We start from the raw sequence: 16364 nt of genomic DNA, 5'->3' as shown, positions 1-16364 counted from the left end.
TCTCAGCATTGCGAAGAATGTCTTTATGGTCAATGCAAAATAGATCCCAGTTATTATTGTCTTTGAAGATACGTTTGACAGTAAGAAGCTGATTGGATGGATAAGTAGTAGTTTGCAATACTGAAATGAATTGGCTTAGACATAATCTAAATATTGCTTATAGGTACGAGAAGTTATAGATTATATACAATTAAAAATAGAAAAGATACAAGCATCAGAGCAGATGCTCTCCTATATCATCGGAAATGATGCGTTCACAATATGAACAGCGAAGAATGGTCCTCCGTCCATTGGAACTTACCGCAAACTTCGAGGTCACTGGTTCATTGCTATTAGAGATACAGTTCGGATTTATGCACCTGACAACGCCCTCGATCTGTGAATGGATATGAACAATATCTTTTTCAGAAACCTCGAAATCCCTTATGATATTGATGGTCGCATTAGGAGCTATCAGGGCTATCTTATCAACTTCTTCAACATTGAGTTCCCTGCCTTCGATCTTGACAACATCTTTTCGACCATGGACACTGGGTGCATTAATAAGTACACTTACAACCCTTGATGAAGAGCTTGGTATCTTCAATATCTTAAGAACGTTCAACGCCTGTCCGGCATTTATGTGATCTATCACAGTACCATTCTCAATGGGATGCACACGTATCTCACGTATTTGTTGATCTTCACTGCTCATTCCAATGCCCCCATAACAAGTGCAAGAAGTGCCATTCTGATCGGAACGCCATAGAATGACTGTTTGAAATAACACGCATGCTTAGTATTGTCCACCCTTGGATCTATCTCATTCGTCCTCGGCAGCGGATGCATTACCTTCAGCTCAGGTTTCGCTTTCTCAAGAAGTTCAGGAGTGATCAGCAGACTGTTGGCCACCTTACGATACTCCGCAGGATCTGGAAAACGCTCCTTCTGAACCCTTGTAGCATAAAGCACATCGATATCCTCAATGGCATCCTCGATAGATTCGGTCTCTGTAACCTTTATGTTCCTGCTCTTAAGGTCCTCGATGATCTCAGCAGGCAACCGCAACTCTTTCGGAGAAATAAGCGTTATCTCAGCACCATAAAGAGAAAGGGCATAGCAAAGCGAATGCACAGTCCGGCCATACTTCAGATCCCCCGCAAGAGCGATCTTCAAACCGTCCAGATGGCTTTCCCTGCGTATGGTATAAAGATCGAGGAATGTCTGCGTAGGATGATGCCCTGCACCATCCCCTGCATTCAGTATGGGAACCGATGAGAACTCCGAAGCAAGCTGTGCAGCTCCTTCTTTATTGTGCCTGAGAACTATTGCATTGGCATATCCATCCACCACACGAATGGTATCTGCAAGGGTCTCCCCTTTTGCAATTGAGCTTGCATCCACTGAACCAAGACTTAAGACATCCCCGCCAAGACGCATCATTGCGGTCTCAAAGGACATACGAGTTCTCGTACTTGGCTCAAAGAACATCACACCAAGCACCTTGCCCTTCAAAATATCTGACTTTGCCTTGTCCCTGGCTATGGGTTCAAGCATTTCTGCAGTATTGAGGACATGATCGATCATATCCCTTGAAAAGGATTTCATCGAAATGATATGCAAGTCTTTGAAGCTCATTCACCATGAAGAAGAATTGCATGAAATATAATGTTTGCCGATGATAGTTATAATCAGAAAAAAATATTAATATAATGTAGAGATGTATTCGTTCATTCATCAAGTTCAGCCAGGAACTTCACCCAGCCCTTTGCATCTTTAACTGTACACTTCCTAGCCTCTTCCTTGAATTTATGCATGCGCTCAGGACCTGGCAATTCCTCGATCTCCTTCAGGTCCATGACAGCACGCAAAAGCCCCGCAGTTTTATCGAAAATCTCTTTTGCATCCCCAACGGTCATCTTATCCGTACCCAGCATATGCTCAAAGGATCGTGCCTTCTCGGAAAGAGAAAGAATGCACTGTTCGATTCGTTCCTTATCAGCATCGTTCAAACTTGGCTTATTAATAAGCTCCCAGGTTATCTCATGAAGCGGGATCATTTTACCGTGAATTTCCACCTCATCAGGTATCCTTTCACCACACCAGAACAACTGACGATGAAGTCCCGCAAGGAACTTTTTGCGCTGCTTCTCAGTCAATATATCTTCTTCTACCATAATATGAGCTCATTAATAATGACTTACTTTTAACAAATAGCATCAACTATTAAGTATTATAACCATATACCCGGTTTGATTTATACTTATTCAACTACACTACGTAAGTTCCAAAGGGTGATCATATCAACACAATAATTCAAGTAGCTCTTGACCTGCTGGAAATAGACCGTTCCATCCAGATCGCAAAGGAAGCCGTCGAAGGAGGCATAGACTGGATCGAAGCAGGAACACCACTTATCAAGAGTGAAGGAATGAATGCCATTCGCCAACTAAGGAAATCATTCCCGAACCATACGATCCTTGCCGACATGAAAATAGCAGACACCGGTGCATTTGAAGTGGAGATGGCCGCCAAAGCCGGTGCGGATATTGTCATGCTCCTGGGAAATGCCGATGATTCCACAGTCCTTGATGCCGTCAGATCAGCACACAAATACGGAGTGAAGCTGATGGCCGACCTGATAATTGTCGAAGATCCGGTATCAAGGGCAATTGAACTGGAACTAATGGGTGTCGATTATATCAACATGCATACAGGGATCGATCAGCAAATGACCGGTAAGGATCCCACCCCCGTACTTGAGAAAATGACAACGTCAGTTAGCATTCCGGTAGCTGCCGCAGGAGGATTGGATGCTGCAAGTGCTGCAATGGCAGTAAAAGCAGGTGCAAGCATCGTTATCGTTGGAGGAAATATAACACAATCCGACAATGTGACCGGAGCTGCGAAAAAGATACGAGAAGCCGTTGATTCAAAAGATATTCCTGAAATAGCACATCAGACCCTCGAAGAAGAGATCCGACAACTATTATCAGAGGTATCCACCCCGAACATAACCGATGCAATGCACAGAAAAGGAGCCATGAAGGACATCCACACAATGGTTGCCGGAAAAAGGATGGTAGGTAAAGCCGTGACAGTCCAGACATTCGAAGGAGACTGGGCAAAAACTGTCGAAGCTATTGAAGTTGCCGGTGAAGGGGACGTAATTGTGATCTACAACGGAAGTAGACACATATCACCATGGGGAGGACTTGCCACCCTTAGCTGCCTTAACAAAGGCATAGCAGGAGTTGTCATCGATGGTCCAGTAAGGGATATCGAAGAGATAAGAGCGATAGGAGTTCCCGTCTTTGCCATCAGCAATGTACCTAATGCCGGTGACCCGAAGGGCTTTGGCGAAATTGGGGCATCCATACACTGCGGCTCACAAAATGTCAACCCCGGAGATTATATTGTCGGAGATGACAACGGAGTGGTCGTAATACCCAAAGAAAGAGCATATGAGATAGCAAGGCGTGCCAAGGAAGTTGAGAAGAACGAGAAACGTATCTATGAAGAGATAAAAAGAGGAAGCACGCTTTCTGAGGTCCTTAAGCTCAAAAAATGGGAGAAAATGTAAATGATAGAACTATTGAAGGTGCTTGTTTGTATGCCATTTCTCCTTTACTCCTGCTATTCGGATATTAAGACACGAAGGGTCACTAACAAGCTCTGGCCAATAATGCTCGGTGCAGCAGCCCCTTTAATCATCTATGATATCGCACGATATGGCATTCCCTACGTAAAATGGACACTCATATCGTTCATATTCATATTCGTGTTCGTGTACATATTGTTCTATTTCAGAGCCTTCGGTGGTGCCGATGCCAAAGTATTGATGGTGATATCATTGATACTACCCATCTATCCTGCACTGGATCTGATCAACTACCATTTGCCCTTAGCAGGTATGGCACCCATTGCCCTTTTCACATTCAGCGTCTTTGGGAACTCAGTCATACTCACAGTGGTCGTACCGCTGGGACTGTTCCTCTACAATCTCACACAGCCATCTCTGAAAGAGACACTTAAAAGACCTCATTACATGTTCCTTGGATACAGATCGTTGATCAAAGACCTTGAACGGCCCCACATTCGCCTCATTGAACAGTACGAAGAGAACGATGGGAATGTATCACATCGATTCACAACAGGAGGTATGCAGCTTGATGAGGACACGATAGCTACGATGAAAGAATATGATAGAAAAGGACTTATTGAGAAGAGGGTCTGGGTCACCCCCGGACTGCCATTCATGATACCAATAACAGCGGGCTTTATCAGTGCGGTGATCTATGGGGATCTTATATTCCAACTGACACGTCATTTCCTGTTATGAATTGGAATTCACTTGCTTCCTTTTTCAAAGGCAGCTATTTCTTCCATGAAAACGGAACCATATTTCTTTAACTTGACCTCACCGACACCCGTGATGCCAATGAACTCCTTTTCATTTGTCGGAAGCTTCGCAGCCATCTGCCTGAGACTGGTATCTGCAAATATGATATAAGGCGGGACATTCGCATCCACGGCAAGCCTTTTGCGCAGTTCCCGAAGCTTATCAAAGAGTTTCTTGTTCGGACGTGATATCGGCGTAGGGGCCCTCTTTGCCTTTCCCGGAACAGAGGTTCTTTTTTGAGTACTGGACTGTGTGGCCTTGCCCGAGGACCTACCCACCGTTGAGCCAAGCTTTTTCGAACCAGCATATGTAGGCCTGACGGTTGCAGAATTACCCGGCCTTGACACACTAACAGGTGCTTTCCGAGGTTTGGCAGCAGCTACCCCCATAGAACGCGTCAGATGTACCTCACCGCCCCCAAGGACGTCACGGCTCTTCTTGTTCAGAAGAAGTATGGGATATTTCCCTTCCTTCACATCAACATGACCCAGACGTATCATTTCCCTTGCCATTTCCACCCATTCGGACTTAATGTACCCGTCACCGGTGCCATAGCTTTTAAGGCGGTCATGTTTGTAGCTTATTATTTTCTTGGACTTAGAGCCTGTAAGGATATCCACGATATGCGTCAATCCAAACCGTTCATTGACCTCATCGACACAGGAAAGGAAGGTCCTTGCAACTTCGGACGCATCATAAGTGTCGCGCGGGTTCAAACAGACATCACAGCTTCCGCAATTGTCGGACTCCAGCTCCTCTCCAAAATAACGCAATAAGGCCTTCCTGCGACAGGAAGTGCTTTCACAATAATCAATCATTTCCTGCAACTTCGTCATTGCGATATCGCGTTCAGACTTTTTGGGTTTTTGATCAATTAAATATTTGATCTTGTACCAGTCAGCCCGACTGAAATACAAGATACATTCGCATTCAAGACCGTCACGCCCACCCCTGCCGGTTTCCTGATAATAGCCCTCCAGGTTCTTGGGAAGATCATAATGGATAACAAAACGAACGTTCGGTTTATCGATCCCCATACCAAAAGCAACAGTAGCCACAATGATATCGACATCATCCCTGATGAAACGTTCCTGATGATCCTGCCTTTTGGCATCGTTCAATCCTGCATGATAAGGAAGGGTATGAAATCCTTCACGGTTCAGTTTGGTGGAAACAGATTCAACACTCTTTCGGCTGTTGCAGTATATGATACCCGAATTTCCATCCTGGCCCTTAAGGTAACTTACCATGTCCCCATAGGTATTGTTCTTGGGTCTTATCTCATAGGAAAGGTTAGCACGATCAAAACTCGCCACATAAACAGAAGGAGAGACCAGATCAAGTTGTTTGATGGTATTTTCCTTTACCTTCGCAGTAGCTGTTGCGGTCAGGGCTATCACAGGAACATCAGGGTACTTCTTTTTCAAAAATCCCATACGCCGATATTCCGGCCTGAAATCATGTCCCCATTCAGAGATACAGTGGGCTTCATCGATCGCGAAAAGACTTACATTGACATGACTTAGCAGCTCCTGAGTGCTTTTCATGCAAAGGCGTTCAGGTGCGACATACAATATATCCACATGCCCTTCGACGATGGCACGGGTGGTTTTCTGAACTTCGTTATAACTTAACGTACTATTAAGATAAGCAGCCGAGATCCCATTGCTGACAAGTCCGTCCACCTGGTCCTTCATCAGAGAAATGAGAGGGGATACCACCACAGCAAGCCCATCAATTATGAGTGCAGGTATCTGGTAGCATATTGATTTGCCACCGCCGGTCGGCATTAATACAAAAACATCCTTTTTGTTCAGAACATCCTTGATAATATCCTCCTGAAGAGGACGGAATTCGCTGTAGCCAAAATATTTCTGGAGTGTCCTGTACATATTGATACCGAGATTAAGCTAGTGATACAATCCTGAAAATGTCTTTCACTATATTTAACATACAACCATGCAGGGTGAAAGTAATTGATATAGGATCATTGAGTTTTCCATCGATACTATTAAAACCAACAAACATATTAAAGCACAGTATTATTTAAGAAATTCACTAATATTGATCATCATCACATCATAACTGGAGTTCACATTCATGGTAAAAGTCGAGAAATTCATACCTAAGGCTATAGACAGGATCAAGGAACAAGCAAAAGGAAAGACCATAATCGCACTTTCCGGCGGCGTTGACAGTTCAGTTTGTGCAGTACTTGCATACCGGGCTATTGGAGATGATCTGATACCTATCTACATCGATACAGGTCTTATGAGAAAAGGTGAGACCAAAAGGATCAAAGAGATCTTTGAGGACATGAACCTGCAGACCATAGATGCAAAGGACCGCTTCCTTGAGGCGCTTGTCGGCATCAAAGACCCTGAAGAGAAAAGAAAGGTTGTCGGAGAGACATTCATTCGTGTCTTTGAAGAGGAAGCACGCGAAATAAATGCAGAATATCTCATTCAGGGAACTATCTATCCGGACAGGATCGAGTCTGACGGCGGCATCAAATCCCACCATAACGTCGGCGGATTACCAGAACACATCGACTTCAAGGGAATAATCGAGCCTATAGATGACCTTTACAAAGATGAAGTGCGTGAGGTCGCCTGGGCACTTGACCTTCCTGAAGAGATATGTGAGAGAATGCCATTCCCAGGACCTGGGCTTTCCGTAAGGATAATCGGAGAGGTCACTGAGGAAAAAGTAGATGTCGTACGTGAAGCGAATGCGATCGTAGAGGAAGAGCTCCTTGAGCAGTTCAAACCATGGCAGACATTTGCAGCCGTCATAGGAAAAGGAACCGGCGTCAAGGGAGATGTACGTGTACATGGCTGGATAATTGCCGTACGCGCTGTAGGTTCAAGGGATGGTATGACCGCAGAGGCACTTGAACTACCCTGGGAGACCCTCAGGAAGATCGAATCCAGGATCTCCGGCGAGATAGCATCAGTCGCAAGAGTACTTTACGACCTGTCACCAAAACCACCTGCAACTATCGAGTTCGAGTAAATGTCACTTAATAAAGCCGTATTAGATATACGTGAACGTCAGCGTATAAAGCCATCATCTAACGATTATCCTGCCGCAGTATGGAGAAGCACTGATCACTGTGACGGAAAGACAGTTGATACACTGACCATCATCTTCAAGACATCGGGCTGCTGGTGGGGAAAAGCTGGAGGCTGTACAATGTGCGGCTTCGTTTATGACAGTGCAAAGATACCCCCACAACCGGAAGAACTTGAAAGGCAGTTCGATAATGCAATGCAGAAGGGCGAGAAGTTTGAAAGTTTCATGGTGAAGATATTTACATCAGGAAGTTTCCTTGATGAAAATGAAGTGCCAGCCGAAACAAGAGCTAACATCCTGAGCAAACTGGCATCCGATGAACGTATCTTTAAGGTCCTTGTTGAGAGCAGACCTGAGTTCGTTACTGAAGAGACCCTGAAAGCCTGTAAAGAAGCACTCGGAGATACCTCATTTGAAGTTGCTATAGGGCTGGAGACAAGTTCAGACAATATACGGAAGAACTCCATAAATAAGGGATTCACGTTCGAGGATTATATTAAAGCCTCAAACCTGGCAAAGAACAACGATGTGAGCATGAAAGCATATCTGTTGCTGAAACCACCATTCCTGTCCGAAAAGGAAGCACTGGAAGACATTGTCAAAACTGTAGATGATGTTGCAGATCATGCTCAGACCATCTCGATAAACCTATGTAATGTCCAAAATGGTACATATGTGGAACAGCTCTGGCAAAGGAGCCAATACAGAACACCATGGCTTTGGAGTATCGTTGAGATCCTTAAACGTACAAAACAAAACCATCCTGACCTGGTCATAACTTCCGACCCCGTAGGTGCAGGCTCAAAACGTGGCCCTCACAATTGCAAGATATGCAGCAGGGACGTTTCGGATGCAGTACATTTGTTTTCACGTACCCAAGACCTAAAAGTGCTCGAAGGACTGACATGCGATTGCAAACAGACGTGGAAAAAAGTGCTCGAACTGGACGATTTTACCTATGGCAGTCCGATACTTGACAGATAAAACCAAAAAAAGATGAGAGGACACCCTTATTCGGTGTCCTTATACACCATCGTACCAATACCCTGATCGGTGAAAAGCTCCAGCAATACTGAATGGGATATGCTGCCATCGATGATGTGGACACGACCTACGCCTCCTTCAACACTTGCTTTTGCACTTCTCATCTTCGGGATCATACCGCCACCGATAATACCATCTTCTATCAGTTGTTCAACTTCATCCACACCGATGCGGGATATGCGTGTTGAGACATCGGTCTGATCTCTGAGAACACCAGGCACATCGGTCATAAGTATCAGTTTCTTTGCATTCAGAGCATCTGCGAGATCGCCTGCAACCGTATCAGCATTGATGTTAAGGGCATTGCCCTCTGAATCCATTGCTATTGGAGATATGACTGGAATATAATCATTCGCTATCACTATATTGATGATCTCCGGATCGATTATCTCAGTATCCCCAACCCAGCCAAGATCAACATCGTGTTCAACCTCTTCGATCAGGATTCTCTGAGTGCCCTTTTTCTTTGCCAATATCATCTTCCCATCCTTTCCGGAAAGACCGACGCCTTTACCGCCATGTTTGCCTATAAGGGAGACTATGCGGGTATTGATATTTCCGACAAGCACCATCCGGGCAATTTCCATGGTCTCATCGTCAGTTATCCTCAACCCACCCACAAATTCTGACTTTTTGCCCATGCGTTCCATCTTTTCGGTTATTTCCGGTCCGCCGCCATGAACGATCACAGGATGAATACCGACAAAGCGCAGGAGGACAATATCCTGGATGATATCACTCATTACCTGAGGATCGACCATGGCATGTCCGCCTACTTTGACGACCATAACAGAATCGTGGAATTCCCTTATGTAAGGAAGTGCCTCGATCAACACATTCTCTCTTTTTCCTGTCATATAGATACAATAAAGATTATACAGCGTATAAAGCTTTTTGATTTAAGGAACGTAAAAGAGAGCAGAATAAAGCTTGAAAGATAGGTCTAAAGTAATTATCAATAAAATTCAAAAAGAAGAACTTGCAGGTTCGAGTCAGAACCTACAATAATTGAAAATATTATACAGTTTCCAGTTTGATTATGCCTGGTTTCTGTTTCTTGACGAATGGCTTGTTGATCTTGTCAGGCATCCAGTCAGGTTTGTTCTTTGGTGCAGCGACCATTTCTTTCCAACCCACGAAAACATGGATCTTCTTAGTGCCGCGCTCACGAAGCATAATCTTTTCTGGCTTCTTTTTGGTACCCTTGCCCCTGTTAGCAACCTTAAGAGCTGCCTGACGTGGCTGTTTACCCGTGAATACGCCGCTTTCATTGCCTTTTTCGTCTCGTAACACAAAGTTTCTTGTTTCAGACATTTTATCACCTTACTAACCCGATATCGGTTATAGGTAGTTGTACTTACGAAATATAAATAGTTTTCTTTTAATGTTGCCTTTTGATTATGATTCTGGATGTGAAATAGCCCGACAAGCACATTTATAGATCAAAAATGATATCAAATCAAATATAAATATGAAATGTATAGAAATATATTAGCAAGTGTTGCGCCTGATAAAATACGACCATATAACAAAACATTTACATGCAATGAATCTGTTTGTGTTGGTTACTATTCAATAATAGATACGATCATTTACTTAATCCTTGTTCGAGGTTATAAATATGGAACTTCCAATTGCGCAATTTCCTGATGTACAGGCAAACAGACCAAAAATACCCATAAATCTTACACGTGTGGGTGTTACCGGAGTTAAAAAGCTTGTTGAGATTAAGAGAAAGGACAAACGTCCAATTGTACTAATCTCAACCTTTGAGATCTTTGTGGACCTACCTTCTGACCGTAAAGGTGCAAACCTTTCACGTAACTTCGAAGCCATGGATGAAGTTCTCGAAAAAGCCATCAATCTGCCAGTCTATGAGATAGAGGAACTCTGTAATGATGTTGCTAAAAGCCTTCTAAGGCGCCATGAATACGCCACTCGTTCAGAAGTACGTATGAAGAGTGAATATGTTGTCAAAAGGGAAGCGCCATCTACAAAAATGAAATGTCAAGAAGTAGTGGACATATTTGCAGAAGCGACCGCAACAAGACTTGAAGAGGGGGATATCGCTGTCAAGAAACTCATTGGAGCCGAGGTCGTTGGCATGACAGCATGCCCATGTGCACAGGAAATAATGAGGGACAACGCAAAAACTGCACTCCGGGAACTTGGAGTAGATCTTGAGACCGTCATGAACTTCCTGAACAAAGTTCCAATGGCTACCCACAACCAGAGAGGACGTGGAATTATCTCCCTCGAGGTCAGCGGTGACGTTGATGTCTCCCTTGAGACCATCATCAAGATAATTGAGAGTTCCATGAGTTCAAGCATCGTAGAGCTCTTAAAGCGCTCAGATGAAGCACTGGTAGTTGAAAGAGCACACCAGAACCCTAAGTTCGTGGAAGATTGTGTCAGAACAATGGCACAAAATATAGTCAGTGAATTCACCCATGTGCCTGACAGTGCACGCGTTACCATCAAGCAGATCAATGAAGAGAGCATACACAGACATAATGCATTTGCAGAAAGAGTTGCCCTTCTCGGTGATCTTAGAGACGAGATAAAAAATAATTGATGTGAGGAACAAATGAACGAAGTGCCCGAAACCGTTGATATCGATGGCAAGCCAATAAACGTTGGCAGCAATGTACGCTATATCAATACCGACACCATCGGAGTGATAGAGGAGATCATGACCGATGATGAAGGTACCTGGGCACTTCTTGATACCACACAATTATATTACAGGATAAACACACTGCAAATAACCGAAAAGGTATCGAGCAAAGGAAAGGAACACGTCCTTACAGAAGAGGAAACAAAGGAGCTTCTTAAAGCGCGTTCCGAAGCCGGTCAGGAAAAAGTAGAAGAAGTGTTCCAGGCAACTGGTGGCGGTTGATCACTCCGATCATCAACCAGATCAACAATTATAGAGTGCGCGTCCTTTTCGCAGCACTCAAGATAACTATTTTTAATACTCATTCACATCTTTATTAACATCGATTCTAACACTTTTTGATACAAGTTCAGTGTGTTACTGATCAAGTAGTGTCAATGATCTTATCCACTCACCTTTAGGCTCTCTTGAAGTCCCCACTACAAGTCTCTTAATGTCGCCCACCTGTTCAACTACGCCCTGTGCTTCGATCAATTCCCCTTTTAGAGCCTGACCGGCATAGGTGTGAGTGTATGAAAGGACATGATCTATCTCATCGTGGTCGATCTTGTAGATAGAAGGGTTATCGAATGCCAGTTCTGCATCGGTGACTATTGCTTCTATTTTTGCAGTACCGATGTCTTCGCCGCGGGAGATTGGCGAACTTATCTGATCCCAGTCTCGAACGAAAAGGAGATCAAAATATGTGCCACCGACCATTCCCCTGTTCCCTTTGCGCTTTTCGTGTAAAACGAATTCTTCAAAAGAGATCTCAGGGATACGTTTGTTGTAAATGCGACGCCACATATCCTCATCAATATCCTCAATGAATCCGCCCTTTGCCTTTGCAACTGCAATAGCATCCCTTGCCTTGAACCAGTCCTTGCCATATACAACAAAATCAACATCGGAAGTATCGTTCTGTAAGCCAGGAAGGACAGAGCCGGTAACACCCATCTTATCAATAGGTATACCGGCTGCATGCAATACTTCATAGACGGCTTTTACCCTCCCATCCTTTTTTATGAGTTCTGGAATAGGGTCTGAAGGATGGAGAATGACCTTTACCTGATCTTCAGGAACTACGTGGACATCCTGAACCCATTCAGGTCTGTTATTACGCATAAAATCAAAAGCAACATCGAAATCATATTTGCGATAATTCATCCCATTGAGCTGACGGTCCCCGGTCTCATCGGGCACATATCTTAGCACACACCTGACACCTTCAGGATGGAAATAGTCTGCAACCGCAAATATCCAGTCGTCTTTGGAAATTATAAAATCTCTGATACGTGCTTTGATCATTATTATCTTCCTGGTTTAGTTAGAGCTAGACAAATGTACTTGGGATCAATAAATGCTTACATTGATCAATCGAATTATGAAAGTTCCAATGAAAGAGCTATTTCGTCACAATCCGGGAACTTATGACATTTGATGCAACCAATCCATATTTTGTGCGGGAGAGTTGCCTTTTCCACACGTTTGAAATGATTTTTCTCAAAAAAGACAGTTGCATACGTCAATGTGAAGACAGAGGTAGCCCCGAGTTCACGAGCATCATCAAGGCATGCATCTAACAATTTAGTGCCAATACCTTTTCCCCTATATTCCGGAAGAATAGCAAAGGACAGGATCTCTGCAAGATCAGCCCACAGTACCTGCAAACCACAGCAACCTACAACATCGCCATCGATATCGTAAACATAGAAATTACGTATGGACTCATAGAGATCACTGACAGAACGATGGAGCATCAGCTCCTGCTTTGCATAAAAACTGATGATGCTTTTAATCGCATCAACATCATTTAATGTGGCTTTCCGGATCAAATCACAAGCTCCTTAACCTGAAAACATTATCAGAAGAATAATGGCGGGCGTGAAGGGATTTGAACCCCTGATTTACAGCTTAGGAGGCTGCCGCCATATCCTGGCTAGGCCACACGCCCTCGAGTAACCCCTGTAATGTCAATCAATATTTTAAATCTATTGGTCAAAATGCATTGCAACAGAAAGATATGCAAAATGATGAACATAGCGATACAAATGTGGTAATATCTATATGAAAAAAAATAAAACGGTAGAAATGATTTTATGATAAAGTTATAAAAAACAGATTTTTAACAAAACCTATAAATAAGATGCATCATTATGATGAACTGCGCGAAATGCCCAAATGGAGATGACAAAAATGAAGATAGTACATGCCCAAACCGTTCTTGCAGAAGAACAATTATTAGCATTAAAAGATAAATGCAACAACACATCAACTAAAGAGGCACTTAGCATTGCAGTAGAACACTATCTTGAATGCGAATACACAGAGATGAACGAAGATATGTGGACAAAGAAACTTGAGAAGATCGTTCAGAAGAAGAAAGAACAGAAGGCTTAAACGTTCTTATTTTTGTTGTGTGGACCAAAACACAAGTTGTTCACATAACGAACACTTACTTATTACGTACTTATTACGTACTTATTATTTACTTAGTCGCCCACTTAATTGCTTACCTATTCGAATACTTCACTCTTTTTACCGACCTATCAGCAGAAGCTCTTCGACCTCTGATGAAATTTCGATTTCACCCAGCAGACCTAATTGAAATACCACCCAAAGCCATAGCTCGATAAGATTAGCAATATAGGTATGAGGAGTGGTGAATAATAGATCGGAAATTTATGGATAAAGATATTTGAACTAAACAATGGATCTTCTGAATATATATGAGTTAAATAATAGATGAATAGATACTATATGATTAGATATTACGCAGAATATATGCCAACATTCTTCCTTAAAATAAAAATAGTGATACTATGACAGGTAAACTAGGTTCAGTTCTTGAAAAGAAAGGTCCGATAAAGAAGATAGGCGTCCTTGGAATGGGCTATGTGGGCATTCCTGCCGCTGCTTTATTTGCAGATTCTGAAAAGTTCGATCTTGTTCTTGGGTTCCAGAGGGATTCGCCCAGTTCCGGTTACAAGATAGAGATGCTGAACAAAGGGGAAAGTCCATTAAAAGGAGAAGAACCCGGTCTAGAGGACCTACTTAGAAAGGTTGTGGATACAAAGAAATTCGAATGTACCCCAGACTTTTCAAGAATATCCGAACTTGATGCTGTAACGTTGGCCATACAGACCCCATTTAAGAACCCTGCAGACCTCACCCCTGATTTTGGAGCACTCATCGAAGGCATCCGCAATGTAGGGAAATATCTCAAAAAAGGAATGCTCGTAGTACTGGAATCCACAATAACACCCGGAACAACGGACACTCTTGCAAGGCAGATCCTTGAAGAGGAGTCCGGACTTAAAGCAGGAGAGGATTTTGCACTTGCGCACGCCCCCGAAAGAGTGATGGTCGGACGCCTTTTAAAGAACATACAGGAACATGACCGTATCGTAGGAGGTATTGATGATACCAGTACGAAAAGAGCTGTGGAACTCTACAGTCCTGTTCTGACAAAAGGAAAGATCATACCCATGACAGCAACTGCTGCCGAAGTTACGAAGACCGCAGAGAACACGTTCAGAGACCTTCAAATAGCAGCTATCAACCAGCTTGCATTATATTGTGAAGCAATGAGCATCAACGTATATGATGTGAGAGCAGGCATCGATAGCCTTAAAGGGGAAGGCATTACCCGAGCCGTGCTTTACCCGGGCGCAGGAGTAGGAGGGCATTGCCTCACTAAAGATACATACCATCTTGAAAGAGGGGTCACAACGAGCAGTGGTGAACTTGACTATCCTGAAAACACAGATTCCATTTTTGTACTTGCAAGGAAAGTTAACGACTTTATGCCAAACCACATGTACTACCTTACACAAGAAGCCCTGAAGCGCATAGGTAAAGATGTGAAAGGATCGAAGGTCGCAATCTTGGGATGGGCCTTTATAAATGATTCAGATGATGCGAGAAACCCACCGTCCGAACCATACAGAAGTCTCCTGATCGAGAACGGTGCTGAAGTGATGGTACATGACCCTCACGTCCTGAACTATCCCGAGGTAGAGATAATGAAAGACATCGATGAAGTTATGGAAAATGCCGACGTCATTGCAATCCTGACAGGACATTCGGATTACTTCAAACTCGACCCATCAGTGCTTAGATCAGTGACAGGAAAGAAGAACACTGTGATCGTGGATGGAAGGAATGTTCTCGACCCGGATGCATTTATCGATAATGGATTCGTTTACAAGGGCATTGGCAGGGGCGACAAGAACGAACATCCCATCATTTGATATGATGTTAAATTTGGCTTTGTAGAAAACCTCTAAATCTTGATTTCCCCGTAGTTGATTTAGGTAAGAGTTCTACAGAGTCGAAATACAAAAAACTTAAAAGAAAATGAAACATAACAAAAATCATGAATATGAAAGAATTTATTAAGCCAACAAAACAAAAAATCTATAGTTTCATTATCTTAATAATAGGTTTGAACATTTTCCCTATCCTTATTAAATTATTTTTCACAATTTTTGTCGCAAGGACGCTTGGACCAGTAAAATATGCAGATTTCTTGATTTTTAAAAGTACTAATATTCCATACATTCTAACTACAACTGTAACTTATTTTGTATGGCTTTATTTAATTACATCTATAATTGTAAATATCAATAAAAAGAAGGCTCTGTAAAAATCCTAATTCAGATTTTATTTTTAAACGAATTCATGCTTAGAATATTAAGAAGGTATTAGGATTTCTACAGAGTCGAAAATTTCTTATTTTAAAAAAAGAGGCAGTTGAAAGAACTGATAACTCAAACGAATATTAAATTTTTTTACATAATAAACAATATAGTTATACTTTTATAATTATATCCAATATTTCCCTGCAAATCTATGCAGGATCGGAAATCGTGACCAATACAGGCTATTTATATAGATCGTTCTTTAAAAAAAATACAAAAAACGATAGCAAATGCTCATATAAAGTTCGGCAGACAAAAACTCAGAGATCTATCATATTCATGTGCTCCACATGTGAAAATTCATCCACATTGAACGATCAGGCCTGTCGTGAACAGATACTTTCAGCACTCCTTAGAGAACCATTTGCTGATGATTTCCTCACGTATTGCAAAAAAGAAGGAAATGATGATGCTAAACTTTTTGTAGAGGTATTTGATACTTATGAGAAAATCATTGTTGGAAATAGTGACCTTAACGATAAAATCTCTGGATACATAAAATGGG

17 protein-coding genes, 1 tRNA gene and 1 pseudogene are annotated in these 16364 nt (G+C 42.6%); 9 read left to right on the top strand and 10 right to left on the bottom strand.

Features of this window, described 5'->3' with window-relative positions:
- The 4 genes and pseudogenes from QAS77_RS04215 to QAS77_RS04200 all read right to left on the bottom strand — a co-directional run.
- Nucleotides 1-118, bottom strand: a pseudogene (locus tag QAS77_RS04215) (IS91-like element ISMbu9 family transposase); the annotation flags it as partial.
- A gap of 96 nt (nt 119-214) precedes the next feature.
- Nucleotides 215-694 (bottom strand): aspartate carbamoyltransferase regulatory subunit, encoded by a 480-nt coding sequence (pyrI, locus tag QAS77_RS04210; RefSeq protein ID WP_250868146.1) that lies wholly within the window; start codon nt 692-694, stop codon nt 215-217.
- Nucleotides 691-1617 carry an aspartate carbamoyltransferase gene (gene pyrB / locus QAS77_RS04205; RefSeq protein WP_250868147.1) on the bottom strand — a complete coding sequence of 309 codons (927 nt, stop codon included), beginning with the start codon at nt 1615-1617 and terminating at the stop codon, nt 691-693. Before pyrB ends, pyrI begins: the two co-directional genes overlap by 4 nt.
- Before the next feature lie 92 nt (nt 1618-1709).
- Nucleotides 1710-2156, bottom strand: coding sequence for a DUF5788 family protein (locus tag QAS77_RS04200; RefSeq protein WP_305064239.1), 447 nt, complete (start codon nt 2154-2156; stop codon nt 1710-1712).
- Between the two features lie 125 nt (nt 2157-2281).
- Between QAS77_RS04200 and hxlA the strand changes: the two genes are divergently transcribed.
- Both hxlA and QAS77_RS04190 read left to right on the top strand, forming a co-directional pair.
- Nucleotides 2282-3562 carry a 3-hexulose-6-phosphate synthase gene (hxlA, locus tag QAS77_RS04195; RefSeq protein ID WP_331522146.1) on the top strand — a complete coding sequence of 427 codons (1281 nt, stop codon included), beginning with the start codon at nt 2282-2284 and terminating at the stop codon, nt 3560-3562.
- Entirely contained in the window at nt 3563-4321 is a 759-nt protein-coding gene (locus QAS77_RS04190) for an A24 family peptidase C-terminal domain-containing protein (protein ID WP_305064238.1), read from the top strand.
- Nucleotides 4322-4329: 8 nt separating this feature from the next.
- Here the strand turns inward: QAS77_RS04190 and recQ are convergent, their stop codons facing one another.
- Entirely contained in the window at nt 4330-6273 is a 1944-nt protein-coding gene (gene recQ, locus QAS77_RS04185) for a DNA helicase RecQ (RefSeq protein WP_305064237.1), read from the bottom strand.
- Between the two features lie 208 nt (nt 6274-6481).
- Here recQ and guaA point away from each other — a divergent pair, with 208 nt between their 5' ends.
- Both guaA and QAS77_RS04175 read left to right on the top strand, forming a co-directional pair.
- Nucleotides 6482-7396, top strand: coding sequence for a glutamine-hydrolyzing GMP synthase (gene guaA / locus QAS77_RS04180; RefSeq protein WP_250868151.1), 915 nt, complete (start codon nt 6482-6484; stop codon nt 7394-7396).
- On the top strand, nt 7397-8440 hold the full coding sequence (locus QAS77_RS04175) for an archaeosine biosynthesis radical SAM protein RaSEA (protein ID WP_305064236.1): 1044 nt from the start codon (nt 7397-7399) through the stop codon (nt 8438-8440).
- Between the two features lie 26 nt (nt 8441-8466).
- Here the strand turns inward: QAS77_RS04175 and argB are convergent, their stop codons facing one another.
- Entirely contained in the window at nt 8467-9357 is an 891-nt protein-coding gene (gene argB / locus QAS77_RS04170; RefSeq protein ID WP_305064235.1) for an acetylglutamate kinase, read from the bottom strand.
- A gap of 160 nt (nt 9358-9517) precedes the next feature.
- Entirely contained in the window at nt 9518-9814 is a 297-nt protein-coding gene (locus tag QAS77_RS04165) for a non-histone chromosomal MC1 family protein (protein ID WP_250868154.1), read from the bottom strand.
- A 307-nt stretch (nt 9815-10121) separates the two neighbouring features.
- On the opposite strand from QAS77_RS04165, the gene mptA reads away from it, so the two are divergent.
- Together mptA and QAS77_RS04155 are read left to right on the top strand one after the other, a co-directional pair.
- Nucleotides 10122-11075 (top strand): GTP cyclohydrolase MptA, encoded by a 954-nt coding sequence (mptA, locus tag QAS77_RS04160; RefSeq protein WP_305064234.1) that lies wholly within the window; start codon nt 10122-10124, stop codon nt 11073-11075.
- Between the two features lie 12 nt (nt 11076-11087).
- The gene (locus QAS77_RS04155) at nt 11088-11399 is read left to right on the top strand and encodes a DUF2098 domain-containing protein (RefSeq protein ID WP_305064233.1); all 312 of its coding nucleotides are present in this window, start codon (nt 11088-11090) and stop codon (nt 11397-11399) included.
- A 135-nt stretch (nt 11400-11534) separates the two neighbouring features.
- Here QAS77_RS04155 and QAS77_RS04150 read toward each other — a convergent pair whose 3' ends face one another.
- The 3 genes from QAS77_RS04150 to QAS77_RS04140 all read right to left on the bottom strand — a co-directional run bounded on the left by QAS77_RS04150 (nt 11535) and on the right by QAS77_RS04140 (nt 13110).
- Nucleotides 11535-12464 carry a nucleotidyltransferase domain-containing protein gene (locus QAS77_RS04150; RefSeq protein ID WP_305064232.1) on the bottom strand — a complete coding sequence of 310 codons (930 nt, stop codon included), beginning with the start codon at nt 12462-12464 and terminating at the stop codon, nt 11535-11537.
- 74 nt (nt 12465-12538) lie between these two features.
- On the bottom strand, nt 12539-12991 hold the full coding sequence (locus QAS77_RS04145) for an N-acetyltransferase (RefSeq protein WP_305064231.1): 453 nt from the start codon (nt 12989-12991) through the stop codon (nt 12539-12541).
- A 41-nt stretch (nt 12992-13032) separates the two neighbouring features.
- A tRNA-Arg gene (locus QAS77_RS04140) sits at nt 13033-13110 on the bottom strand.
- Between the two features lie 242 nt (nt 13111-13352).
- Between QAS77_RS04140 and QAS77_RS04135 the strand changes: the two genes are divergently transcribed.
- From QAS77_RS04135 to QAS77_RS04125, 3 genes are all read left to right on the top strand, one after another.
- Complete coding sequence (locus QAS77_RS04135; RefSeq protein ID WP_250868159.1) at nt 13353-13556, top strand: DUF5371 family protein; 204 nt, start codon at nt 13353-13355, stop codon at nt 13554-13556.
- A gap of 422 nt (nt 13557-13978) precedes the next feature.
- A complete protein-coding gene (locus tag QAS77_RS04130) occupies nt 13979-15409 on the top strand; it encodes a nucleotide sugar dehydrogenase (protein WP_305064230.1) in 1431 nt (476 codons plus the stop codon).
- A 759-nt stretch (nt 15410-16168) separates the two neighbouring features.
- Nucleotides 16169-16364, top strand: a 196-nt coding sequence (locus QAS77_RS04125) for a hypothetical protein (protein ID WP_305064229.1), incomplete at its 3' end; no start/stop codon positions are given.

It is taken from the genome of Methanococcoides sp., from assembly GCF_030594565.1.
In the GTDB taxonomy this organism is placed as follows: Archaea; Halobacteriota; Methanosarcinia; order Methanosarcinales; family Methanosarcinaceae; genus Methanococcoides; species Methanococcoides seepicolus.
The sequence above is the reverse complement of the archived record's forward strand: the minus strand, read 5'-3'. Positions and strand labels throughout refer to the sequence as shown.